The sequence below is a fragment of the Nonomuraea helvata genome (genome assembly GCF_039535785.1).
Lineage (GTDB): Bacteria > Actinomycetota > Actinomycetes > Streptosporangiales > Streptosporangiaceae > Nonomuraea > Nonomuraea helvata.
The window spans coordinates 2,523,328-2,546,673 of the sequence record NZ_BAAAXV010000009.1 but is presented as its reverse complement, the minus strand read 5'-3'; the positions used below and the strand labels follow the sequence as shown (position 1 = coordinate 2,546,673).

Annotated in this window: 23 protein-coding genes; 12 read left to right on the top strand and 11 right to left on the bottom strand. The window is 70.0% G+C overall.

The genetic code is table 11. From position 1 onward, the window contains the following. Positions 1-2: 2 nt before the first annotated feature. Entirely contained in the window at positions 3-641 is a 639-nt protein-coding gene (locus tag ABD830_RS45295) for a TetR/AcrR family transcriptional regulator (RefSeq protein WP_345002252.1), read from the bottom strand. Positions 642-713: 72 nt separating this feature from the next. Between ABD830_RS45295 and ABD830_RS45290 the strand changes: the two genes are divergently transcribed. Beyond that, the gene (locus ABD830_RS45290; protein ID WP_345001242.1) at positions 714-2,171 is read left to right on the top strand and encodes an MFS transporter; all 1,458 of its coding nucleotides are present in this window, start codon (positions 714-716) and stop codon (positions 2,169-2,171) included. A 16-nt stretch (positions 2,172-2,187) separates the two neighbouring features. Here ABD830_RS45290 and ABD830_RS45285 read toward each other — a convergent pair whose 3' ends face one another. Both ABD830_RS45285 and ABD830_RS45280 read right to left on the bottom strand, forming a co-directional pair. After that, entirely contained in the window at positions 2,188-4,062 is a 1,875-nt protein-coding gene (locus ABD830_RS45285) for an ABC transporter ATP-binding protein (protein ID WP_345001240.1), read from the bottom strand. Positions 4,063-4,097: 35 nt separating this feature from the next. Beyond that, a complete protein-coding gene (locus tag ABD830_RS45280) occupies positions 4,098-6,161 on the bottom strand; it encodes a PhoX family protein (protein ID WP_345001238.1) in 2,064 nt (687 codons plus the stop codon). Between the two features lie 114 nt (positions 6,162-6,275). On the opposite strand from ABD830_RS45280, the gene ABD830_RS45275 reads away from it, so the two are divergent. Further along, complete coding sequence (locus ABD830_RS45275) at positions 6,276-6,713, top strand: sterol carrier family protein (RefSeq protein ID WP_345001236.1); 438 nt, start codon at positions 6,276-6,278, stop codon at positions 6,711-6,713. Here the strand turns inward: ABD830_RS45275 and ABD830_RS45270 are convergent. Then, positions 6,710-7,744, bottom strand: coding sequence for a DUF4190 domain-containing protein (locus ABD830_RS45270; protein WP_345001234.1), 1,035 nt, complete (start codon positions 7,742-7,744; stop codon positions 6,710-6,712). The two genes, ABD830_RS45275 and ABD830_RS45270, sit on opposite strands and share 4 nt — an antisense overlap. Positions 7,745-7,969: 225 nt before the next feature. Here ABD830_RS45270 and purF point away from each other — a divergent pair, with 225 nt between their 5' ends. Both purF and purM read left to right on the top strand, forming a co-directional pair. After that, entirely contained in the window at positions 7,970-9,406 is a 1,437-nt protein-coding gene (gene purF / locus ABD830_RS45265; protein WP_345001232.1) for an amidophosphoribosyltransferase, read from the top strand. Beyond that, positions 9,403-10,428 carry a phosphoribosylformylglycinamidine cyclo-ligase gene (gene purM, locus ABD830_RS45260; protein WP_345001230.1) on the top strand — a complete coding sequence of 342 codons (1,026 nt, stop codon included), beginning with the start codon at positions 9,403-9,405 and terminating at the stop codon, positions 10,426-10,428. The genes purF and purM overlap by 4 nt, the downstream gene beginning before the upstream one ends. Positions 10,429-10,592: 164 nt before the next feature. On the opposite strand, the gene ABD830_RS45255 is transcribed toward purM, so the two are convergent. Beyond that, positions 10,593-10,820: a DUF3073 domain-containing protein gene (locus ABD830_RS45255; RefSeq protein WP_345001228.1), complete on the bottom strand. Its 228-nt coding sequence runs from the start codon at positions 10,818-10,820 to the stop codon at positions 10,593-10,595. A 150-nt stretch (positions 10,821-10,970) separates the two neighbouring features. After that, the gene (locus tag ABD830_RS45250; RefSeq protein WP_345001226.1) at positions 10,971-12,050 is read right to left on the bottom strand and encodes a Glu/Leu/Phe/Val family dehydrogenase; all 1,080 of its coding nucleotides are present in this window, start codon (positions 12,048-12,050) and stop codon (positions 10,971-10,973) included. A gap of 105 nt (positions 12,051-12,155) precedes the next feature. On the opposite strand from ABD830_RS45250, the gene ABD830_RS45245 reads away from it, so the two are divergent. Both ABD830_RS45245 and bldC read left to right on the top strand, forming a co-directional pair. Next, entirely contained in the window at positions 12,156-13,019 is an 864-nt protein-coding gene (locus tag ABD830_RS45245; protein WP_345001224.1) for a DUF8083 family protein, read from the top strand. Between the two features lie 322 nt (positions 13,020-13,341). Beyond that, positions 13,342-13,545, top strand: coding sequence for a developmental transcriptional regulator BldC (gene bldC, locus ABD830_RS45240; protein ID WP_013133571.1), 204 nt, complete (start codon positions 13,342-13,344; stop codon positions 13,543-13,545). A gap of 130 nt (positions 13,546-13,675) precedes the next feature. Here bldC and ABD830_RS45235 read toward each other — a convergent pair whose 3' ends face one another. Beyond that, positions 13,676-14,326, bottom strand: a complete 651-nt coding sequence (locus ABD830_RS45235) for a TetR/AcrR family transcriptional regulator (protein WP_345001221.1) — start codon at positions 14,324-14,326, stop codon at positions 13,676-13,678. Positions 14,327-14,481: 155 nt separating this feature from the next. Between ABD830_RS45235 and ABD830_RS45230 the strand changes: the two genes are divergently transcribed. From ABD830_RS45230 to ABD830_RS45215, 4 genes are all read left to right on the top strand, one after another. Then, the gene (locus ABD830_RS45230; protein ID WP_345001218.1) at positions 14,482-15,531 is read left to right on the top strand and encodes a LacI family DNA-binding transcriptional regulator; all 1,050 of its coding nucleotides are present in this window, start codon (positions 14,482-14,484) and stop codon (positions 15,529-15,531) included. A gap of 215 nt (positions 15,532-15,746) precedes the next feature. Next, a complete protein-coding gene (locus ABD830_RS45225; protein ID WP_345001216.1) occupies positions 15,747-15,995 on the top strand; it encodes a hypothetical protein in 249 nt (82 codons plus the stop codon). A gap of 92 nt (positions 15,996-16,087) precedes the next feature. Further along, the gene (locus ABD830_RS45220; protein WP_345001214.1) at positions 16,088-16,915 is read left to right on the top strand and encodes an N-acetylmuramoyl-L-alanine amidase; all 828 of its coding nucleotides are present in this window, start codon (positions 16,088-16,090) and stop codon (positions 16,913-16,915) included. Beyond that, positions 16,912-18,504 carry a beta-N-acetylhexosaminidase gene (locus ABD830_RS45215; RefSeq protein WP_345001212.1) on the top strand — a complete coding sequence of 531 codons (1,593 nt, stop codon included), beginning with the start codon at positions 16,912-16,914 and terminating at the stop codon, positions 18,502-18,504. Before ABD830_RS45220 ends, ABD830_RS45215 begins: the two co-directional genes overlap by 4 nt. Before the next feature lies 1 nt (position 18,505). On the opposite strand, the gene ABD830_RS45210 is transcribed toward ABD830_RS45215, so the two are convergent. From ABD830_RS45210 to ABD830_RS45200, 3 genes are read right to left on the bottom strand one after another with little or no spacing between them, the layout of a single operon-like run. After that, positions 18,506-19,060, bottom strand: coding sequence for a GNAT family N-acetyltransferase (locus ABD830_RS45210; protein ID WP_345001210.1), 555 nt, complete (start codon positions 19,058-19,060; stop codon positions 18,506-18,508). A 10-nt stretch (positions 19,061-19,070) separates the two neighbouring features. Then, positions 19,071-20,123, bottom strand: coding sequence for a quinone-dependent dihydroorotate dehydrogenase (locus tag ABD830_RS45205; RefSeq protein ID WP_345001208.1), 1,053 nt, complete (start codon positions 20,121-20,123; stop codon positions 19,071-19,073). Between the two features lie 6 nt (positions 20,124-20,129). Further along, positions 20,130-20,780, bottom strand: a complete 651-nt coding sequence (locus ABD830_RS45200; RefSeq protein WP_345001206.1) for a response regulator — start codon at positions 20,778-20,780, stop codon at positions 20,130-20,132. Between the two features lie 18 nt (positions 20,781-20,798). Between ABD830_RS45200 and ABD830_RS45195 the strand changes: the two genes are divergently transcribed. Together ABD830_RS45195 and lpdA are read left to right on the top strand one after the other, a co-directional pair. Further along, on the top strand, positions 20,799-21,173 hold the full coding sequence (locus ABD830_RS45195) for a tautomerase family protein (RefSeq protein ID WP_345001205.1): 375 nt from the start codon (positions 20,799-20,801) through the stop codon (positions 21,171-21,173). A gap of 20 nt (positions 21,174-21,193) precedes the next feature. Continuing rightward, positions 21,194-22,573: a dihydrolipoyl dehydrogenase gene (gene lpdA / locus ABD830_RS45190; protein WP_345001203.1), complete on the top strand. Its 1,380-nt coding sequence runs from the start codon at positions 21,194-21,196 to the stop codon at positions 22,571-22,573. Positions 22,574-22,606: 33 nt separating this feature from the next. Here lpdA and ABD830_RS45185 read toward each other — a convergent pair whose 3' ends face one another. Then, a complete protein-coding gene (locus tag ABD830_RS45185; protein WP_345001201.1) occupies positions 22,607-23,071 on the bottom strand; it encodes an anthrone oxygenase family protein in 465 nt (154 codons plus the stop codon). Between the last annotated feature and the right edge of the window lie 275 nt (positions 23,072-23,346).

The following is a 23,346-nucleotide window of genomic DNA, read 5'->3' as shown; positions in this document are numbered from 1 at the left end:
CCCTAACGTCTGGCCGCCAGCGCCTCTATGCCGCTGAGGACGAGATCGACGCCGAACGTGTCGTACAGCCCCGGCTCCGTCCCCCTGACCAGCGGGGAGGCCATCTCCACCAGGTACGGGTACGTCTCCTCGGGCAGTGACTGCAGGCCGGCCAGCTTGGCCCGGACCGCGGCCGGGTCCACGGTCTTGACGTGGATGGGGGCGTCGGCGATGGCGATGGCGCTCTGCAGAATGTATTTGCTGATCAGGCAGCTCTCGTCGACGCCGAACCCGGCGCCGCGGGCCAGACCGAGCGCCTGGTCCCAGACGGCCAGGAAGTTCGGCACCTCGACGGGGTCGATCTGCTCGATCACGCTCTTGGCGCAGCGATGCGTGCGCAGCGTCCTGATCAGCCCCTCGATCAGGTCGCGGAACTGCTCCTGCCACGGGCGGTCGTCGGCCTGCTTGGGCGCGAAGCCGCCGATCAGATGGTCGGCCATGCCGACGATCAGCTGTTCCTTGTTCTTGTAGTGCCAGTAGAGAGCCATCGGGGTCACGCCCAGGTCCGTGGCCAGACGCCGGATGGTCACGGCGTCGAGCCCCTCGGTGTCGCCGATCTCCAGAGCCCGTTCCGCGATCGCCTGTGCGGTCAGTTTTCCCATCACGGTTGACAACTATACGCCGTACAAGTTCAACTATACGACGTACAAGTACGGCGTATAGGAGGAAATGTCGTGAGATGGTGGGCGCTGGTCGCGGTGACCTTGGGCACCTTCATGACCTATTTGGACAACAACGTGGGCAACGTCGCGTTGCCGACGATCCAGCGGGAGCTGGGGCTGACGATCTCGGGGCTTGAGTGGATCGTGAGCTCGTACATCCTGGTCTTCGCCGGGCTCATGCTGGTCGGCGGCCGGCTCGCGGACGTGTTCGGGGCCCGCAGGGTGTTCCTCGGCGGGCTGGCGGTCTTCACGCTGTCCTCGCTGGCCGCCGGGCTGGCCGGCTCGGGGACAGCCCTCATCGCGGCGCGGGCAGCGCAGGGCGTCGGGGCCGCGCTGCTCACGCCCACCGCGCTGACGCTGATCACCCAGATCTTCCCCGATCCGGGCGAGCGCGGGAGGGCTGTCGGCATCTGGAGCGCCGCGGGCGCGCTGTCCATGGCGCTCGGGCCGATCACGGGCGGCTTCATCAGCCAGCACCTGCACTGGGGCTGGATCTACCTGCTCAACGTCCCGATCGGGGTGGTGACCTTCGGCCTGGGGATGTGGGCGGTCAGGCCCGCCTTCACCCGCGTACGGCACCGCATCGACCTGCCGGGCCTGGCCACCTCCGCGCTCGCCCTGTTCGCCCTGACCTACGCGCTCATCGAGGGCGAGGGCGCCGGCTGGACCTCGCCGCAGATCCTGGCCGCGTTCGGCGTGTTCGCGGCGGCGGCCGTGGCGTTCGTGCTGGTCGAGGCGCGGGCCGCCGAGCCGATGATCGCGGTGTCGCTGTTCAGGGCCAGGGTGTTCACGGGCGGCCTGCTCACCATGGGCGTCTGGTCGTTCGGCGTCTTCGGGATCTACTTCTTCAGCGCCCTGTGGCTGCAGAACGTGCTCGGCTTCTCCCCCACCCAGGCGGGCGCCGCGTTCGTGCCGATGGCCCTGGTCATGGCCGTGATCGCGATGCTGTCGCAGCGGATCAGCGCGCGGATCGGCATCGGCCGCACGGTGGCGCTCGGCATGGCGCTCATGGGGACGGCGATCTACCTGCTCTCCGGCGTGGGCGCCGACGCCGACTACACGGACGTGGCGCCCTGGTTCCTGCTGTACGGGCTGGGCGGCGGCATGCTGGTGCCCCTGACGGCCGCGATCCTGGGCGGCATGCCCAAGGGCAGGTCCGGCGTGGCCTCGGGCGTCCTGAACGTGTCACGCGAGGTGTTCGGGCTGCTCGGCGTCACCGTGCTGGGGGCGATCCTCAGCTCCAGGCAGAGCGGCAGCGACCTGCCGCCGCTGCCCGCCTTCCTGGACGCGTACCAGTTCACTCTCGTCATCGCGGCCGCCGTGGTGCTGATCGCGATCCCGGTCGCGCTCTACTCCCTGCGCGTCACCCGGCGAGGGAGCGCCGTCGCCTGGAGGAGCGGCGGGAGCGAAGCGACCAGAGCGGGGGAAGGCGACGGCATCAAGGGCGTCCGAGCCGGCCTCACGAAGTGAGGCCATGAACACCGCCTCAGGCCACCGCTACCGTCGGCTCGTCGAACTGAGTGCGGTACAGCTCCTCGTAGCGGCCCCCGGCGGCGAGCAGGTCGGTGTGCGTGCCGCGCTCGACCACGCGCCCGTCCTCGATCACCAGGATGAGGTCGGCGGCGCGGATCGTGGAGAGCCGGTGCGCGATCACCACGGCGGTCCTGCCTTCGAGCGCCTCCCCGAGCGCCGCCTGCACGGCCGCCTCGGAGGTGGAGTCGAGCGCCGCCGTGGCCTCGTCCAGGATGACCACCCTGGGCCTGGCCAGCAGCAGCCGGGCGATCGTCAGCCGCTGGCGCTCGCCGCCCGACAGGCGGTAGCCGCGCTCGCCCACGACCGTGTCGAGCCCGTCGGGCAGCGACTCGATCAGGCCGGCCAGCCTGGCCCTGGTGAGGGCGTCCCAGATCTCGTCCTCGCTCGCCTCGGGCCTGGCGAGCAGCAGGTTCGCCCTGATCGTCTCGTGGAACAGGTGACCGTCCTGGGTGACCATGCCGAGCGTGTCGCGGATCGAGTCGGCGGTCAGGTCGCGTACGTCCACGCCGCCGAGCCGCACCGAGCCCGAGTCGACGTCGTACAGCCTGGGCAGGAGCTGGGCGATCGTGGACTTGCCCGCGCCGGACGAGCCGACCAGGGCCACCATCTGGCCGGGCTCGGCTTTGAACGAGACGCCGTGCAGCACCTCGACGCCGCCGCGCGAGTCGAGCGTGGCGACCTCCTCCAGTGAGGCGAGCGAGACCTTGTCGGCCGAGGGGTAGGCGAACTTCACGTCGTCGAACTCGACCGACACCGGGCCCTCCGGCACCTCGCGGGCGCCGGGCCGCTCCTTGATGAGCGGCTCCAGGTCGAGGACCTCGAAGACACGCTCGAAGCTGACGACCGCGCTCATCACGTCCACGCGGGCGCTGGCCAGCGCGGTCAGCGGCGCGTACAGGCGGGTGAGCAGCATGGCCATCGACACGACCGCGCCGGGCGCGAGCTGGTCGCGCAGCGCGTAGAAGCCGCCGAGCCCGTACACCAGCGCCAGGGCCAGCGCGGAGACCAGCGTCAGCGCGGTGACGAACGCCGACTGGGTCATGGCCGAGCGCACGCCGATGTCGCGTACCCGCCTGGCCCTGTGCGCGAACTCGGCCGACTCGTGCGCGGGCCGGCCGAACAGCTTCACCAGCGTCGCACCCGGCGCCGAGAAGCGCTCGGTCATCTGCGTGCCCATGGCCGCGTTGTGGTCGGCCGCCTCGCGCCGGAGCCTCGCGATCCTCGTGCCCATCCGCCGGGCGGGCAGCAGGAACACCGGGAGCAGCAGCAGCGCGAGCAGCGTGATCTGCCAGGAGATGCCGATCATCGCGACGAGCGTCAGCACGAGCGTCACGACGTTGCCCGCCACGCCGGACAGGGTGTCGGTGAAGGCCCGCTGCGCCCCGATCACGTCGTTGTTCAGGCGGCTGACCAGCGCTCCGGTGCGCGTTCTCATGAAGAACGCGATCGGCATCTTCTGCACGTGGTCGAAGACGGCCGTACGCAGATCGAGGATCAGGTCCTCGCCCAGGCTCGCCGACAGCCACCGGTTCAGCAGCCCGAGCCCCGCCTCGGCGAGCGCCAGGCCCGCGATCGCCAGCGCCACCACGACGACCACGTCCAGCGGCTCACCGTGGAAGATCGCGTCCACCACCCGGCCGGCGAGCAGCGGGGAGCCCACCGCCAGGCCCGCCATCACCACGCTGAGCAGCAAGAACAGTGCGATCCTGCGGCGGTGCGGCCGGGCGAAGCCGCCGATACGACGGAGCGTCGCCCTGGTGACAGGACGACGCTCCGTCTGGTTGTTCATCGAATACAGCTGGTACCGGGCGGTCATCTCCATGCTCATGGCATGGAACGGTATTGCCTCAAGTTAACTTGAGGTCAACTCCCGACCTTCTTGCCCTGGCCGTGCCAGACCACGGCGACCGCCGGGCGCGGCTGGGCGCCGTCGGGCCAGCGGCTGGAGGGCTTGTCCGGGCTGGCGCCGTCGGTCTCGCCCGGGTGCTGCACCGCCACGAACACGCTGCGCTGGTCCTGGGTGACCAGCGGGCCACAGGTCTCAGCCCCGACCGGGACGGTGAGGAACTGGCGCAGGTGGCCGCGCTCCCTGCCGCGCACGGGCATCACGAACATGCCGTCGTTGCTGCCGAGCTGGTTGCCGTCCGTGGCGATCCACAGGTTGCCGTCCCTGTCGAACGTCACGTTGTCCGGGCACGAGATCGGCGAGACCTTGGTCTTGTCGTAGCCGGCGAAGTAGGTGGCGGGGTCGTTCGGGTCGCCGCAGACCAGCGGGAGCGACCAGGCGAACGTCTTCTCGCCCGCGTCGTTACGCTTCTCGACGAGCTCCAGGACGTGGCCGTGCTTGTTGGAGGGGCGCGGGTTGGCCTCGTCCACCTGGGCCGCCGTGCGGTTGCTGTTGTTGGTGAGCGCCACGTACACGCCGCCGGTGACCGGGTTGCGCTCCATGTCCTCCGGGCGGTCCATCTTGGTCGCGCCCACCTTGTCGGCGGCCACGCGGGTGTAGACGAGGACCTCGGCGGCGGTCATGCCGTCCACGAACGACCTGTCGCCGGAGACCAGCGGGATCCACTCGCCCGAGCCGTCGAACTCGCCGTCGGAGGGCAGCTTGCCGCTCCCGTCGATCTCGGAGGCGGGGCTGTCGCCGGTGAACTTGGCCACGTACAGGGTGCCCTCGTCCAGCAGCGTGCGGTTGTGCCGGTCGAATCCCGGGATGTAGCGGTTCTTCGAGACGAACTTGTAGATGTACTCGAAGCGCGAGTCGTCACCCATGTACACGACCAGGCGGCCGTCGCGGGCCAGCGTCGTGTTGGCGGCCTCGTGCTTGAACCGGCCCAGAGCGGTCCGCTTGATCGGCGTGGAGTCGGGGTCGAACGGGTCGATCTCCACGATCCAGCCGAACCTGTTGGCCTCGTTCGGGTGCTTGGCCAAGTCGAAGCGCTCCTCGACCCGGTCGAACCTGCGGCTGCTCGACGGCGTGCCGGTGGTGATCGTGTAGCGGGAGATGTACGGCTTCTGCTCCGCGGGCACCTTGTCGCCGTTGACGAAGTACTGGTCGAAGTTCTCCTCGGCGGTCAGCACGGTCCCCCACGGGGTGGAGCCGCCCGAGCAGTTGTTCAGCATGCCGACGGGCTTGCGGCCCTCGGCGTCGGCGGCCGTCTTGAGCAGGTCGCTGCCGGCCGCGGGGCCGGAGAAGGACATGGGGGTCTGAGCGGTGATGCGGCGGTTGTAGCGGCGGCGCCCCTTGGTGACCAGCTTCCACTCGCCCGCGCCGTTCGCCCGCTCGATCTCCACGACCGAGCCGCCGTGCGCGGCCAGCGCGATCTTGATCTGCTCCTCGGTCGCGGCGGCGCCGCCGGTGTAACCGCGGAACATCAGGCTCTCGTCGGTGTACTCGTGGTTCACCCAGAGCAGGGCGCGGTCGCGGCCCATCGGGAAGAGCGTGACGTAGTCGTTGTTGTAGCCGAACTGCTTGTTCTGCGCGTCGGCGCTCTGGTTGTCGAAGTCGAAGGCGGGCGCGTCCGGCAGCACGGGGTCGCCCCAGCGCACGACCACGGACGAACGGTAGCCCTCGGGGATGGTCAGAGCGTCGTCGGTGTTGGGCGCCACCGGGGTGAAACGGATGTCGCCGGTCGGCCGGCCCTGGACCTCGGCCGCCGCCTCCGGCTCGTCGGCCATGGCCGGCACCGCCCCCGCGATGCCGGCGCCGGCCACGAGGGCGCCGAGCGCGCCGGCGCGCAGCACACCGCGCCGGGACAGCGCCTCCTTCACCACATCGCCGAAGTAGGCGTTGGCGGTGGTGTTGGCCACGTCATGCGCGCACGCGTTGCCGCAGCGGAACTGACAGGTCAGCGCGGAGCGACCGCCTTTGTGCGGGGTCGAGAGCAACGGCAGCAGCGGCCGTCCGCCCGCGTTGGGGTTCGCCACAGGTCCTCCATCATTGTGCGCGGTTGTACCGCCGGGAGGTTACGGTCGCCGGCGAAACCTGAGGTGAACGATGACCTCCGTCTTGATGAACGCTTCCAGGGAGACAATGGTGGGGTGCCACCACGCAAACCGGACCTTGAGAAGCTGAGATCTGCGCTCGACGGCCAGCTCGTCGCCCTGGACGAGCCACCCTACGACGGCCCCGCGTCCACGCTGCCCGACGCGCTCGTGGCCGCCGTGCTGGCCGCCTACGACCGCGGGGTCCAGCCCGAGCGCGACGCGGCCAGGCAGGCGGTGCGCCATCTGCTCGATCGGCTGGTGACCGCGGCGCCCGGCCGGACCGTCGAGGTGCGCGTCCCGCCGTACGCCGCCGTCCAGGCCGTCGAAGGCCCCCGCCACACCCGGGGCACACCGCCGAACGTGGTCGAGATGGACGGCCGCACCTGGATCCGGCTCGCCCTTGGCCGCCTGACCTGGGCCGAGGCCATGGCCGAAGGCCTGGTCTCGGCCAGCGGGGCGCGGGCCGACCTGTCGGCGCATCTGCCGCTCTAGCGGCTGCCGCTCATCCAGGGAAACTTCTGTTCGAAGCACCTGTCGGCGAGCTGGCCCGGCAGGTGGGCGCACTCCTGGACCACGTTCCAGAACCAGATGGCCACGATCGCGAAGAGGACGAGCGAGAACGCGCTGATCACGATGCCGGCGATGGCACGGCCCTTGCCTGCGCGCTTGGCGAGCGCCACGCAGCCGAAGACGATCGACAGGATGGCGGTGATCAGGCCGGTGAAGCAGACGAACACCAGGAACGGGCTGGCCACGCCGAGCACCAGCGACGCGGTGGCCAGGCCGCTGCCCGGCTGGGCCTGCTGGTACGGGGCGCCGTAGGGGGCTCCCGCGGGCGGCGGGCCGTAACCGGGCGGGCCGCCGTACGGGCTGGAGGGCGTGGTGCCCGGGACGGCCGGTTCCTGGCCCTGGGGAGCGCCGTACCCACCCGGGTACGCCGCCCCGCCGGGCACTCCCTGGCCGGGCGGCGGGCCTCCTGGCACGCCTGCCCCTGGAGGCGGGCCCCCTCGCGGCGGTCCTCCCACCGGCGGGGTGATCCCCTCAGGCGGAGTCTCGTCGGAGAGCGCCCCTTCACGCTGCGGCGCCCCTTCTCCCGGCGGCGTGAAGGACGGCTGCTCGCCCTCGTAACGCGACGGCGTCGGCCTGGCCGGCGGCTCCCCCTCCCCAGGGGCGCCGCCCCAACCGGGGTACGGCGGGGTGGCCCCCGGGATCGGGTACGCCTGGGTCGCCTCCGCGTCGCCGCCCACGGGCGGCGGGGTCTCGGGCGAGGTGGGCAGGTCGGGATGGCTCGGCTCGCCGCCCGGCCTCGGCTCGTGCGTCGGCGGCACGTCGGGCGGCGGCACCACGGGCGGCACGGGGGCGATCGGCTCCTCCCCCTGGCCGGGGCGCTCTTCGCCCTCCTCGGGAGGCTCCCCCTCGCGCCACCAATCGGGCGCCGGCCGGCCGGGCTCTTCCTCTTCCGGACGGCCTTCGCGCGGGTCCTGCCCCGGGCGGGGCTCGTTCGGGTCCCCAGATGTGGTCACGTCTGTCTCCCCGACGGGTTTGCATGCGGGATACTTCACCCTTTCGCGGAGGGCACCGGCTAAACCCGGCGACACGGTAAAAGGCCGTCCATACTTCCGTCTCCATCCGCCAAGCCGGCAGGCGGTGGCCATGCCCTGCGGACCTGGGATCCGCGGCGATGCCGCAGCCTCCGATATCGCCCCCGGGTGTGCGAGCACAGAAGCCGCCGACCTAGACTGAGGCATGTGCTGAAGGGCGACGGCCGGCTCGGCCATGACCTGGACCCCCATGACCGCGCTCCCAAGGACGCCTGTGGCGTCTTCGGCGTCTGGGCTCCGGGCGAGGAAGTTTCCAAACTCACCTACTACGGGCTGTACGCGTTGCAGCACCGCGGCCAGGAGTCCGCGGGCATCGCGGTCAGCGAGGGCAGCCGCATCCTCGTCTACAAGGACATGGGCCTGGTGGCCCAGGTCTTCGACGAGTCGGTGCTCAGCACCCTCCGCGGCCACCTGGCCGTCGGCCACTGCCGCTACTCCACCACCGGATCGAGCGTGTGGGAGAACGCGCAGCCCACGCTGAGCTCCACCGACGTCGGCGGGCTCGCGCTCGCCCACAACGGCAACCTGATCAACACCCCTGAGCTGGCCGAGCGCCTGGCTCCGGGCTCCATCCGCGCGACGACCGACACCGAGGTCCTCACCTCGCTGCTCGCGCAGGACCGCACGCGTTCCATCGAGGACACCGCGGCGGAGCTGCTCCCGCAGGTCAAGGGCGCCTACTCGCTCGTGTTCATGGACGAGAAGACGCTCTACGCGGCCCGCGACCCGCAGGGCATCCGCCCCATGGTCCTCGGCCGGCTTGAGCGGGGCTGGGTCGTGGCCTCCGAGACGGCCGCCCTCGACATCGTGGGCGCCACGTTCGTCCGCGAGATCGAGCCGGGCGAGCTGCTCACCATCGACGAGCGCGGCGTCAGGTCGCGCAGGTTCGCCCTGGCCGAGCCCAAGGGCTGCCTCTTCGAGTACGTCTACCTCGCCCGCCCCGACACCACCATCGCCGGGCGCGGCGTGCAGGTCACCCGGGTCGAGGTCGGCCGCGTGCTGGCCCGCGAGCACCCGGTGGAGGCCGACCTGGTCATCCCGACGCCGGAGTCCGGCACCCCGGCCGCCGTGGGCTACGCCCAGGAGAGCGGGATACCGTACGGGCAGGGGCTGGTGAAGAACTCCTATGTGGGCCGCACGTTCATCCAGCCCTCGCAGACCATCCGCCAGCTCGGCATCCGGCTGAAGCTCAACCCGCTGCGCGAGGTGGTCGAGGGCAAGCGGCTGGTGGTCGTGGACGACTCGATCGTGCGCGGCAACACCCAGCGCGCCATCGTCCGCATGCTGCGCGAGGCCGGGGCCAAGGAGGTGCACGTACGCATCTCCTCGCCGCCCGTGGCCTGGCCGTGCTTCTACGGCATCGACTTCGCCACCAGGGCGGAGCTGATCGCGGGATCGCTGACGGTGGAGGAGATCCGGGCCTCGCTCGGCGCCGACTCGCTCGGCTACATCTCCCTGGAGGGCCTGACCAAGGCCACCACCCTCCCCGCGGAGCGGCTCTGCATGGCCTGCTTCAACGGTTCCTACCCCATTCCCATCGACCAGGACAACGTGGGCAAGTTCGTGCTGGAGAGCAAAGCATGAGTTCGTACGAGGCCGCCGGCGTGGACATCGCGGCCGGCGAGCGCGCCGTCGACCTGATGAAGGACAAGGTGGCGGCCTCGCGCCGGCCCGAGGTCGTCGACGACGCCAGCGGGTTCGCCGGGCTGTTCGACGCCTCGGCGCTGCTGAGCTACCGGCGGCCGCTGCTCGCCACGTCCACCGACGGCGTGGGCACCAAGGTCATGATCGCCCAGCGGTACGGCAAGCACGACACGATCGGCATCGACCTGGTCGGCATGGTCCTCGACGACCTGGTGGTCTGCGGGGCCGAGCCGCTGTTCATGACCGACTACATCGCCTGCGGGAAGGTGGTGCCCGAGCGCGTCGCCGAGATCGTCGGCGGGGTGGCCGAGGGCTGCCGGCTGGCGGGCGCCGCACTGGTGGGCGGCGAGACGGCCGAGCACCCCGGTGCCATGGGGCCGGACGAGTACGACCTGGCAGGAGCCGGCACGGGCGTCGTCGAGGCCGACGCCATGCTGGGGCCCTCGCGGGTCCAGGCGGGCGACGCGGTGCTGGGCCTGGCGTCCTCGGGGATCCACTCCAACGGCTACTCGCTGGTGCGCCACGTGCTGCGCGAGGCCGGGCTCTCCCTCGACGCCGTGCTGCCCGAGCTGGGGCGGCCGCTGGGCGAGGAGCTGCTGGAGCCCACCCGGATCTACTCGCTCCACTGCCTGGAGCTGGCCAAGGCCGTTGACGTGCACGCGTACGCGCACATCACGGGCGGTGGCGTCGAGAGCAACCTGTCACGGTCGCTGCCGGGGCAGCTGGACGCCGTGCTGGACCGCTCCTCGTGGACGCCGCCGGCCGTCTTCGGCGTGCTGGCCGGGCACGGCGACATCGCGCAGGCGGACATGGACCGCACGTTCAACCTCGGGGTGGGGATGGCGGCCGTGGTGGCCGCCGACTCCGCGGACGAGGCGATCCGGGTGCTGGCCGCCCGGGGGCTGGACGCCTGGGTGATGGGTGAGATCGTCCCCGGTGACGGACGGGCGCGCTACCGGTAACACGACTTGAGCCCCCGGCCCGTGGACGGGCGGGGGCTCAACACGTTATAGAACGACCGACCACGTGACGAAGCCCCACGGTTGCCCGTGGGGCCCGACGAGCATGGGCGAAGATCCGGCGCGGCCCCGCGCCGGGCCTTTCACCACATCAACCCGGAGAACGGCTACCGACGGCCGGAAGGACGGCCATCGTCGTCGTCTCCGGCGCCATAGTCATCGGCGTAATCGGCATAGCGATCCGCCAGCTCATCGTTGAGGTCGTCGGCGTCGTCACTGCTGGAGTCTCCGACCCCGAGTTCGTCGCGAAGTCGGTCAAGATCTGTGCCACCGCTGTTGTACTTCAGCTGGCGAGCAACCTTGACCTGCTTGGCCTTTGCTCGGCCGCGCCCCATTGGCTCGACCCCCTCGTGTGGGGTCGTCCCCGACCCCTCGTCGCTAACGCACCACACACTGACGCCGCTCACTTTGGGCGTCAGCCTATCGTTCGCCTATTACCGTACCTGTTTTGTGCCCAGCTCGGTACGTCGTATGGGCGTGGGGAGTCAGCGGCCCAGCCAAATGCCCCGAATACGCCCGACTTCCGACATTCTGCGCTCGGCTAGCCTATCCGCTGCGACGGCGGGAGGAACGCCCTCATCGGCCGCTATTCGGAAGATCTTCAGAGTCGTGTCGTAGATCTGGGTCGCCTTCGACCTGGCTCTCTCCATGTCGAAGCCCTCGATCTCGTCCGCGACCTGGATCACACCTCCGGCGTTGACGACGTAGTCGGGCGCGTACAGGATGCCGCGCTCGGCGAGCTGCTTCTCGACGCCGGGATGGGCGAGCTGGTTGTTGGCCGCGCCGCAGACGATCCTGGCCCGCAAGCTGGCGACCGTGGCGTCGTCGAGGACGCCGCCCAGCGCGCACGGCGCGAACACGTCGATGTCGGACGCGCTCAGCTCCACCGCGTCGGCCACCACGTCCACCTCCGGACGGCGCCGGCGCACCCGCTCGACCGCGTCGGGGTCGACGTCGCAGATCACCACCTCGGCGCCGTCCTCGTACAGGAGCTCGACCAGGCGGTGGCCCACCTTGCCGACTCCTTCGACACCGACGCGCCTGCCGTGCAGCGACGGCGTGCCGTACACGCGCTCGGCCGAGGCACGCATGCCCTGGAACACACCGAAGGCTGTGAGGATGGAGGAATCCCCCGCTCCGCCGTGCGCACGGGTGCGGCCGGTCACGAAGCGGGACTCGCGGGCGACGACGTCCATGTCCTCGCTGTAGGTCCCCACGTCGCACGCCGTGATGTAGCGGCCGCCGAGCGACTGCACGAACCGCCCGTACGCGCGCAGCAGCGCCTCGCTCTTGTCACGGGCCGGGTCGCCGATGATGACTGCCTTGCCGCCTCCCAGGTCGAGCCCGGCCAGCGCGTTCTTGTAGGCCATGCCCTTGGCGAGGTTGAGCACGTCGGCCAGGGCCGCGCTCTCGCTCTCGTACGGGTAGAACCGCGTGCCCCCCAGGGCCGGGCCCAGCGCCGTGTTGTGGATGGCGATGATGGCGCGCAGGCCGCTCTGCTCGTCGGCGCAGAACACGACCTGCTCGTGGACGTCCTTGTGGGACGAGCCGAAGACGTCGGTCACGGTGGTGACTCCCTGTCCGGTCCGTCGCGCCTTCGCGACGGAGATCGCCTCAGCGTAGTAAGCCACAACGGTGCACGCAGGTTCGCTTCGTGACACGATGCCTCCGTGCTGCCCTATGCCGCCTACCTCCGCGTCTATGAGCCACTGACCGCGTTCGCCGAGTCCGAGCGCAAGGTGTGGGCCGACTACGCCGACTCACGTGACCGCCCTCGACGCGCGAACGCGCTCAATGCGGAGCACAGCGAGTCGGTGATGCGCCTCCTCGGCATGCCCCCTCAACCCGTTCCCGCGCAGGAGAGCCCCAACGCCTATCTGAGGCGCGTTGAGGACCGTCTCTACGTATGCCCTTGGCAAACCCGTCTGCGCTCGTGGCTGGCCTTCTCAAGGCTGCGTGGCACCGCTCCCGTGAGGCTGATGGACCGCCTCGTGCCCAAGGCGATCGCCGAGCAGACCGCCGACGACTTCGACCGGTTCAAGCGGCAGGCCGGTTCGTCCGCGTTGCGCACCCACATTCGCACCACGGCGTGGCATGTGCCGCCATCGTGGTTCGTGCCGTTCGATGGGAACGAGCGCTGGCTGGTGCTCGGTTCCTCCGCTCCGGGGCAGGACGTGACGACGGCTACCGGACGTAACTTGATCTACGTCACCTCCATGGCACAGGCCAGGAGGCGGACGGCGCGCGCGCTCGGCGTGCTGCGCAGGCACCTGGGGGATGCCGCGGCCAACTTCGACGTGGAGGACATCGCCAGGTGGCTGGAGGAGTTCCATCCCCACTCGCTGGTGGAGCTCGACTACGGCGGGCTCGTCCACCTCATGAACGATGACGCGCTGCAGGCGGACCAGTCGGTCGCCGAGCTTTCCGCCGCCCTGACGGGCCTGGACACGGGTCAAGAAGAACTTGCCTACGCCATGTATCAGAGGGTGATCCTCCGGTGGAAGTCAATGCAACAGCTGGAATCTGCCAACTGAGGCCCAATACGACCGTCTGACCTGCATGAGTAGGTCACGTCTCGCGGCTGCTCTCTTCTGCGAACTGAGTAGTTTGCCGTTTTCACTGCGATACCACGAACCGTGTCGCTAGAATCACCGAGCGTGACATCCCCATGGGGGCGGGCAGTTGGGTCAAAGAAGGGCTCGCCAATCGCTCTGCGTGGCGGTATGGTCACATCGGGTGATGCCGCATATGGCGCGGAAAAGCCGCACGCTCTGTGCCATAGGGGGACATCCGTGACACGCGCAAAGGCAGTCACAGGATCGCTAAGCCGGTCCACACGGAGGAGAGGCCGCACAAATGTCAGCTCGTACACCCGAGGCCGAGCCGCTGCTCACGCCCGCCGAGGTCGCGACCATGTTCAGGGTCGACCCCAAGACCGTTACGCGGTGGGCCAAGGCAGGCAAGTTGACGTCGATTCGCACCCTCGGCGGTCATCGGCGCTACCGGGAGACCGAGGTCCGGGCTCTGCTCGCGGGCATTCCGCAGCAGCGCTCGGAGTGAATGAGGGGTCGTCACGAACCTCAGGGGGGTTTGGTGAGCCAGGCCGACGGCCTGGTCCACCACTGTGACGACAACGTCGCATGGGAGAGGTGGCGTCGCCCGCCCGGCGCCATTCTTCTCCCCGCTCAACTCAAGCGAGGCGCTCGAGCAGTCCTGCCACCTCGCCGTCGTGCGCGGCGGCCACGCGGAGCAGCGCGACCATGTGCTCGACGAGCAGCTTCTCCAGCACCGGTCGTTCGATGTCGCGGCGCTCGAGCCAGTCGAGGCCGACCGTCTCCACGGAGGCGATCCACGACCGCAGGGTCATGCGGAGCACCGGGCTCGGCTCCTCCACTCGCATCTGCTTCTGGATGAGGCGGAAGAGGCGCTGACGGACACCGTCGACGATCTCACCGACCTCCCCCGCCCTGTCGGCGGGACCCCCACGCAGCAACGCGGCGAACCCGGTCGCGTGCTCCTCGACGAAATCGAAGTAGCGCCTGAGCCCCGAGGCCAGCTCGTCGAGCGGTCTGCCGCCCCCTTGGGGGCGCAGCCGGGACTCCAACTGCTCCGCCGCGCTCTTCAGCGCGGCCACATAGAGCTCCTGTTTGCCACCGAAGTAGTGGTAGACCAGGGCCCGCGAAGCACCTGCCGCGGAGGCGACGTCGTCGATCGAGACGTCTTCCGCGTCGCGGGTGCTGAACAGCTCGAGCGCGGCCGCCATGAGCTCCTCGCGACGCCGGTCGACGCTGAGCCTGCGCCGCGCGGGTCGTGCCGTCTCGGCTGACTTCCCGGGTGTCACACCTGCACAGTAGCCGACGCCGTGCCGTCAGCTGACGTGTGGATATCCGGTCAATGTCGGCATCCCTGAGTCAATCAGTGACGGAGGCCGTACCCTGCGGCTAACTCGATCGTTTGGTCAGACAGGTGCCCATATCCGCATCGCGGGGGAGACACATGTCAGGACCGCCCGTCAACACTTCAACCATTACTGAGCTCAGAGAGGTAGACGCACTGCCTCGGCCCAGACCGACCATCCGCAATGTCGCCGAGCGAGCCGGCGTCTCGAAATCGCTGGTCTCTCTCGTGCTGCGCGGATCCCCGCACGTGAGCGAGCACCGGCGCCAGGCCGTGCTGCAGGCCGCCCGCGAACTCGGCTACCGGCCGAACGCGGTCGCGCGGAGCCTGGTGGAAGGCCGTACGCATCTGGTGGGCGCGCTCGTCGCCGACCTGCACAATCCGTTCTACGCCGAATTCCTCGACGGCCTGCAGGAGAGCCTGCACGGCGACGGGCTGCGCATGCTCATCGGGAACAGCCAGTGGGACCCGGCTTTCGAGGACGAGGCCGTCGAGGCCTTCCTCGAGCTCCGGGTGGACGGGCTGGTCCTCCTGGGCATCGCGCCGACCAGCGAGACGCTGATCGAGGCCACCGCCTACACCCCGACCGTCGTCGTAGGGGAACGTGACATCGAGCTCGACGGCGTCGACATCGTGGTCGACGACGACCAGCTCGGCGCCCGCCTGGCCATCGATCACCTCGTCGAGCTGGGACACAAGCGCATCGCGCACATCGAGGGCCGCCGATCGTCGCGCTGCGAGGGCTACCTCGTGGCGATGCGCAGGCACTCGCTGGCGCCGTACATCATGGTCGAGGCCGCGGACTCGACCGAGGAGAGCGGCAAGGAGGCGGCGCTGGCGCTGCTGACCCGCGACCCCAGGCCTACGGCGATCTTCGCCGCCAATGACGTGGTGGCGCTCGGCGTGCTCTCAGCCGCGAGCGAACTGGGCCTGCGAGTCCCGCAAGACCTCTCGGTGGTCGGCTACGACAACACGCACCTGGCGGCCTCCCATCATGTCTCGCTCACCTCCATCGACCAGGCCCGCAGGTCCATGGGCAGGTCGGCGGCGGCGCTGCTGAGCGACCGGATCGGGGACCCCGCCAAGGTCTCCCGCCTGCGGGAGATCCACCCCGAACTGATCGTGCGACGGAGCACGGGGCCGGCTTGAAACGAACAAGAAATCTGCAAAGCCGACTGCCGCTATGGCGAGGATCACTCACCAGACGGTAGAGCGGCAGTCTGCTGGAGCAGGTTTCTTGTTCGCAGAGGATCAAAGCTGGGTCAAGCCGCGCGGAACCGTGGCCGCGCGGCTGTTTACTCGTCAGGGTCATGCTAATTGTGGCCGGATTCACTCCGGTCACGATCTGATCCGGGGGAACAGTCATGCGTGATCCGGAACTGGTGTCCTGCGCCCAGCGCGCGGCGTCCGAGCTCGAGCGCGCCTGGGGGCACTGGCGGGCGGGAAGGGGCCGGGCCAACGAGGGCGCCGCGGAGTCGGTCGCCAGCTACGTCGCCCACTCCCTCGACCACCCATGGGGCCGGCCCCGCGTCGTCCTCGGGCTCGACGCCGAGGACGCGCGGGAGCTGGCCGCGCTGCTGGAGCGGCAGGAGGTCGGCGAGCACGTCTGGTGAGTGCGCGCGCTCGCAGAGGACGCGCGGCACTCCACTCGCCGGAGTCGGCATAAAGCGGGATGCAGCTCCGGCGGTGCCGTAACTTGGATGTCATGCGTGCTCTGCAAGCTTCAGCACTCGCCGTTTGCGGCCTGATCGCCTCCGCGTGTGGCGGCACCGGCTCCGGTGGCGCCGCGGCAGGTCAGGCCGCTCCCGCGACCGTCGTGGAGCAGGCTCCCGCCAAGCGGACCCCCGCCAAGCAGGCCCCGCCCGACGCCGAGCCGCTCGAGGGCAAGGTCGTCGTGATCGACCCCGGCCACAACGGCGGCAACTACCGCGACCCGAAGGCCGTCAACCGCCAGGTCAACGTGCTCACCAAGTGGAAGCCCTGTGACACGACCGGCACCGAGACCAACAGCGGCTACACCGAGGCCGCCTTCACGTGGGACGTCTCGCAGCGGCTCGTCAAGATCCTCGAGGACCGCGGGGCGAAGGTCAAGCTGACCAGGACCGGCAACGACGGCGTCGGCCCCTGCATCACCCAGCGCGCCGCGATCGGCAACAAGGCCAAGGCCGACGCGGCCATCTCCATCCACGGTGACGGGTCCGCCCCGGGCAACCACGGCTTCCACATCATCATGCCCAGGAAGATCAACGGCCCGGTGGACAAGGTCGTGGGCGCCTCGAGCAAGCTCGGGATCGACGTACGCAACGCCTACGCCAAGGGCACCGGCATCCCGTACTCCAACTACATCGGCCGCAACGCGCTCGACTACCGCAACGACCTCGGCGGGCTCAACCTGTCGACGGTGCCGAAGATCTTCATCGAGTGCGGCAACATGCGCAACGCCGGGGACGCGGCCAAGATGACGGATCCGAAGTTCCGGCAGAAGGCCGCGGTGGCGCTGGCGAACGGATTGCAGCAGTATCTCAAGGCATGATCCCTCGCCCAGAGCTGCTCACCGATCTTTCCGGCTCCTTCGAGCTGGCCTCGGGTGCGACCGTGTCCGGCGACCTGCTCGACGCCGTACGTCTCGCGCTCCCCGGGCTTGACCTGCGCCCCGGCGACTCAGGTGAGATCGACGTACGGCGGGATCGTGGGCTGGGCGAGGAGGCGTACCGGCTGACGGTCGGCTCGCGGGGCGTGGAGATCGTGGCCGGCGGGCGTGCCGGCGCCTTCTACGCGGCGCAGTCGCTGCACCAGTTGCTGCCCCACGCCTCCTACCGCTTCTCCACCGGCGCCTCGTGGCCGGTGCCCGGGGTGCGGATCGATGACGCGCCGCGGTTCGCCTGGCGCGGGCTGCACCTGGACGTGGCCCGGCATTTCTTCCCCAAGCGGGAGATACTCCGCCTGATCGACCTGATGGCGATGCACAAGCTCAACCGCCTTCATCTCCATCTGGTGGACGACCAGGGCTGGCGGGTGGAGAGCAGGGCGTACCCGCTGCTGCACGAGGTCTCCTCGCACCGCCCGCGCACGATGACCACTTTCCACCGGGAGCCGGTGGCGTACGACGAGGTCCCGCACGGCGGCTACTACACCCTCGACGACCTGGCCGAGATCGGCGCCTACGCCCGTGCGCGGTGCGTCACGATCGTGCCCGAGATCGACGTGCCGGGGCACGCGTCGGCGATCCTGGCGGCGTACCCAGCGCTCGGGGCCACCGGGGAGCCGTGCGACGTGCTCGACCGCTGGGGCATCTCCCCTGCGATCCTGTCGCCGCTGCCGCCGACCGTCGAGTTCCTGACCACGGTCTTCGACGAGCTGATCGGGGCGCTGGGCGAGACGCCCTACGTGCACATCGGCGGCGACGAGGTCGTGCTGGACCACTGGGCCGGTTCGGCGGAGATCTCCGCGTACCGCGACTCGCTCGGGCTGGCCTCCGTCAACGACCTGCAGGCGTGGTTCCTGCGGCGGCTCGCGGACGCGCTGGCCGAGCGAGGCGCGCGGGCCGTGGTGTGGGACGAGGCGTTCGTCAGCGGCGGGCTGCGCGAGGACACGCTGGTCATGCCGTGGCGGGGCATGGGCGTGGGCCGCCGGGCCGCCGCGGCGGGGCACGACGTGGTGGCGACCCCGGTGTTCCCGCTGTACTTCGACTACGCGGAGTCGGCCTCCGCCGACGAGCCGATGGCCATCGGGGAGGCGATCACCGTCGCGGACGTGGCCGCCTTCGACGCCGCGCCGGACTCGTGGACGGACGAGGAGCGCGCGCGGGTGGTGGGCGTGCAGGCGCAGCTCTGGACCGAGCGCGTGCCGGACGCCCGTACGGTCGACTACCGCCTGTGGCCGAGGGCCTGCGCGCTGGCGGAGGTGGCCTGGGCGGGGTCGTCCTCTGACGGCTTCACGGGGCGGCTGGATGAGCACCTGGGGCGGCTGGACGCGATCGGGGTCGAGTACCGGCCCCTCGCGGGGCCGCACCCCTGGCAGCGGCGTCGCCCGCACCGGCCGGGCGTGGTGAACGTCTCCAACGTGATGGCCCGCATCGACGCCATGACCCACGACGCGGAGTCGACCCGGCCGAGCCTGTGACTCAGGGGGCCGGGCGGTCGTTGAGAATGCGCTGGAAGAGGCGGTGGTCCTGCCATCGGCCGTCGATCGCGAGATAGCGGTCCGCGGTGCCATACGGCTCGAACCCGGCCTTGAGCAGCACGTTCTGGGAGGCCACGTTGTCGAGCAGAGTGCTCGCCGCGACCCGGTGCAGGCCCAGCTCCTGGTCGGCGATGCGGCACACCTCCCGCACGGCCCCGGTGGCCAGGCCGCGGCCCGTGTAGTCGCCGTCGACCCAGTAGCCGAGGTCGGCGTTGAGCCAGGGGCCGCGGACGATGCCGCTGAGTGTCATGCGGCCCACGATCTGGTCGCCGTCCACGAGCACCCAGGGCATCGAGCGGCCCTGCGCCTTCTGCTCCAGCAGGTCCTTGAGCCGCAGGGCCTGGCCCTGAAGGGTGAAGAAGTCCGCCGGCCTGCGGGGCTCCCATGGCTTCAGGTGGTCACGGTTGCGGTTGTAGGCGTGCAGGAGGGCCTCGGCGTCCTGCTCGGCGGCCAGGCGCAGGATGACGCCGTCCGAAAGGGGTACGTCTTCGATCACCCGTCCTAGATTAGGCCGTTCGGCCTATGGCCTCGGTAACGGATTTCAGGCCGTGGCGGCGTACGCGCCTGGAGAGCTGGCGGTGGATCCGCGAGGCCCAGAACGGGCCGCCGTAGATCCAGCCCGTGTAGCCCTGGACCAGGGTCGCCCCGGCCAGCAGCCGCTCCCAGACGTCGTCCACGTCCTCCACGCCGCCCACCGACACCAGCGTGAGGCGGTCGCCGACCTTGGCACGCAGGCGCCTGAGCACCTCCAGCGAGCGGCCCTTGAGCGGGCGGCCCGACAGCCCGCCCGTCTCGCCGCCGTGCCTGATCGTGGTGTTGGTGGCGATGATCCCGTCGAGGCCCAGCTCGACCGCCAGGTCGGCGACCGCGTCCACGTCCTCGTCGGCGAGGTCGGGCGCGATCTTCACCAGCAGCGGCGTGGGGCGGGGCGTGGCGTCCGCGACCTGCTTGACCGCGGTGAGCAGCGGACGCAGCAGCGAGACCGCCTGGAGATCGCGCAGCCCCGGCGTGTTGGGCGAGCTGACGTTGACCACGAGGTAGTCGGCCAGCGGGGCGAGCTCCTTGGCGCTGGCCACGTAGTCGGCCACGGCCCCCGACTCGGGCACCACTTTGGTCTTGCCGATGTTCACCCCGATCACGACGGGGACGCCGCGGGTGCGACGCAGCCTGCGGGCGGCGGCCACGGCGCCGGCGTTGTTGAAGCCCATCCGGTTGATCAGCGCGTGCTCCCGCACCAGCCTGAACAGGCGCGGGCGCGGGTTTCCCGGCTGGGCGTGCGCGGTGATCGTGCCGACCTCGACATGGCCGAACCCGAGCGAGGCGAGCGCCTCGGCGCACGCGGCGTCCTTGTCGAACCCGGCGGCCAGCCCGAGCGGCCCGGGGAAGTGCACGCCGAACGCGGACACCCGCAGGGCCGGGTCGTGCGGCGCGAGCGCCCGGTGCAGCAGCCGCTTGAGCACGGGCAGCCGGGTGAGGAGCGCGAGGGCGCTCACGGTGAGATGGTGCACGGCCTCGGCGTCGAAACGCCGCAAGACCTGCGTGAACACGAGGCGATACATCACGGGTCAGGCTACCAATCCGGCCTCGTGGGCGACGATCGCGGCCTGAACGCGGTTGCGCACGTCGAGACCGGTGAGGATGGCGCTCACGTACGCCTTCACCGTGCCTTCGACGATGTGCAGCTCGCGGGCGATCTCGGCGTTGGACATGCCCGCGCCGAGCAGGGCGAGCACCTCGCGCTCGCGGTCGGTGAGCACCCCGATGCGGTCGCGGGCCCGCGCCCCCTTGGCCATCCTGCCGCCGGCGAGCTGCTCGATCACCCGCTGGGCGACCTTCGGCGACAGGTACGCCGCGCCCTCGGCCACCGCGTGGATCCCGGCGATCAGCTCGCGCGGGTCGCCCGACTTGAGCAGGAACCCGCTCGCCCCCACGTCGAGTGCCTTGGCGATGTAGTCGTCCTCCCCGAATGTGGTCAGCATCACCACGGCCGTCCGAGGCGCGACCCTCCGCAGCTCAGCCGCCGCTGCCAGCCCGTCGAGCCTGGGCATGCGGATGTCGAGCAGCGCCACGTCGGGGCGGTGGCTGATGGCCAGGTCGACGGCCTGCCTGCCGTCGCCCGCCTCGGCCACCACCTCCAGCGACGGGTCGGACGCGAGTATCGCCCCGACCCCGGCGCGGATCATGGCCTCGTCGTCGGCCAGAAGTATGCGGATCACGACCTCTATATTGCCGACATGGCACAAGTGAAGGTGTACGGGCGCAGGGACGTGTGGGCCGAGCGCCGGCGGGAGATCTCCGACCTGCTGCAGTCGTGCCTGGTGAGCGCGTGGGGTCTGCCGCCGGAGAAGCGGTTCCACCGGTTCCTGCTCCTGGACGAGGACGACTTCGTCTGCCCCGGGCGCAGTGAGAATTACCTCATCATCGAGGTGATCTGCTTCACCGGGCGCAGCGACGAGGCCAAGCGGGCGCTGATCAAGGAGATCTACGCCAGGTCCGGCTACGACCCCGAGGATGTGGAGATCACCATCATCGAGATGCCCAAGACGAACTGGGGCATCCGCGGGGTGCCCGCCGACGAGCTGACCCTCTCGTACAAGGTCGATGTCTAGCTGACGGTATGGTCCGACTCATGAGCACTCACTATGACGTCGTCGTCCTCGGCGCGGGTCCGGGAGGGTACACGGCCGCGGTCCGCGCCGCCCAGCTCGGACTGCGCACCGCGGTCGTCGAGGAGAAGTACTGGGGTGGCGTCTGCCTGAACGTGGGCTGCATCCCGTCCAAGGCGCTGCTGCGCAACGCCGAGCTGGCCCACATCTTCAACAACGAGGCCAAGACGTTCGGCATCAGCGGCCAGGTCAGCTTCGACTACGGGGCGGCCTTCCAGCGCAGCCGCAAGGTGGCCGACGGGCGGGTCAAGGGCGTTCACTTCCTGATGAAGAAGAACGCGATCACGGAGTACGACGGCCGCGGCACGTTCCTGGACGCCAACACGATCCAGGTCAACGGCGAGACGATCACGTTCTCCAACTGCATCATCGCGGCGGGGGCGACCACTCGCCTGATCCCCGGCACGCAGCTGTCGGAGCGCGTGGTGACCTACGAGGAGCAGATCCTCACCGAGGAGCTGCCCGGCAGCATCATCATCGCGGGCGCCGGCGCGATCGGCGTGGAGTTCGCGTACGTGCTGCACAACTACGGCGTCAAGGTGACGATCGTGGAGTTCCTCGACCGGATGGTGCCACTGGAGGACGAGGAGGTCTCGGCCGAGCTGGCCAAGCGCTACAAGCGGCTCGGCATCGAGGTGCTGACCTCGACCCGCGTGGACGCCATCGAGGACACCGGCGCCTCCGTCAAGGTCACCGTCACCAGGGGCGACCAGACGCAGGTGCTCGAGGCCGACAAGGTGCTGCAGGCCATCGGGTTCCAGCCGCGCGTCGACGGCTACGGCCTGGAGAAGACCGGCGTGGCGCTGACCGACCGGGGCGCCATCGCGGTGGACGGGCGCTGCCGTACGAGCGTGCCGCACATCTTCGCCATCGGCGACGTCACCGCCAAGCTGATGCTGGCGCACGCCGCGGAGTCCATGGGCGTCATCGCCGCCGAGACCATCGCCGACGCGGAGACCATGGAGCTCGACTACGTGATGATCCCGCGGGCGACGTACTGCCAGCCGCAGGTGGCGAGCTTCGGCTACACCGAGGCGCAGGCACGCGACCTGGGCTACGACGTGAAGGTGGCGAAGTTTCCGTTCATGGCGAACGGCAAGGCGCACGGTCTGGGCGACACGGCCGGCTTCGTCAAGATCATCAGTGACGACACGCACGGCGAGCTGCTCGGCGCCCACCTGATCGGGCCCGAGGTCACCGAGCTGCTGCCGGAGCTGACGCTGGCCCAGCAGTGGGACCTGACGGTACACGAGGTCGCGCGCAACGTCCACGCGCACCCCACGCTCGGCGAGGCGGTCAAGGAGGCGATCCACGGCCTCGCCGGCCACATGATCAACATGTGACCCTCGGTGATCGGTACGGCGCGACCGTACCGGTCACTTCCAGAGGTAGAGCGCCGTGCCCAGGAGGGCCACGGCGAGCGCGCAGGACCAGGCGCGCACGGTGTTCCAGCGGGTCCAGCGGGGCGAGTAGCCGGGCCAGTCCACGCTGCCCCCGTCCAGCGCGTTGTTCAGCGGCACGTTGACCGCGGCCGTCACGATGATCGAGCCGACGAAGCCGGCCACCGCGGCCGCGACGGCCAGCACGCCCGGCAGACCGGCCCCGTCGACCAGCAGCAGGACCCCGGCGGCCAGCGCGACGACCGGCGACAGCGTGAACGTGGGCAGGAACCTCGGGTTGAGGATCTTGATGTTGACGCTGCGCATGGCGGCGGCCGCCTGGTCCTTGTCGATGGCGTCGAGCGCCGGCGACACCGCCGTCGAGAACGCGAAGTAGAGCCCGGCCATCAGGCCGTTGAGCACGAGGGCGAGGATCGCCGCGATGCCCGCGAGTAGGTCCATGCGCCAATGATCCTCCGCGGGCGAGATCACTTCCATGGGCTTTCCCGGCGGTGGACGCCGGGGATCAAGCACCCCGCCGGGGGTCGGACGGATGCCGCACACGTATCCTGCCAGGGAGAACGCGGTGGAGCCGGTGTAGGCGTTCGAGGCGGTTTCTCCGCCGGCCGAGGGGTTTAGCGCTTTCTCACCAGATCTTCAGGATTCGCACAGAAACCTGTGAAGGAGCCTGGAGACCTTGAGACGACGACCGGAGATCCTCTCGTACCGGATGGTGA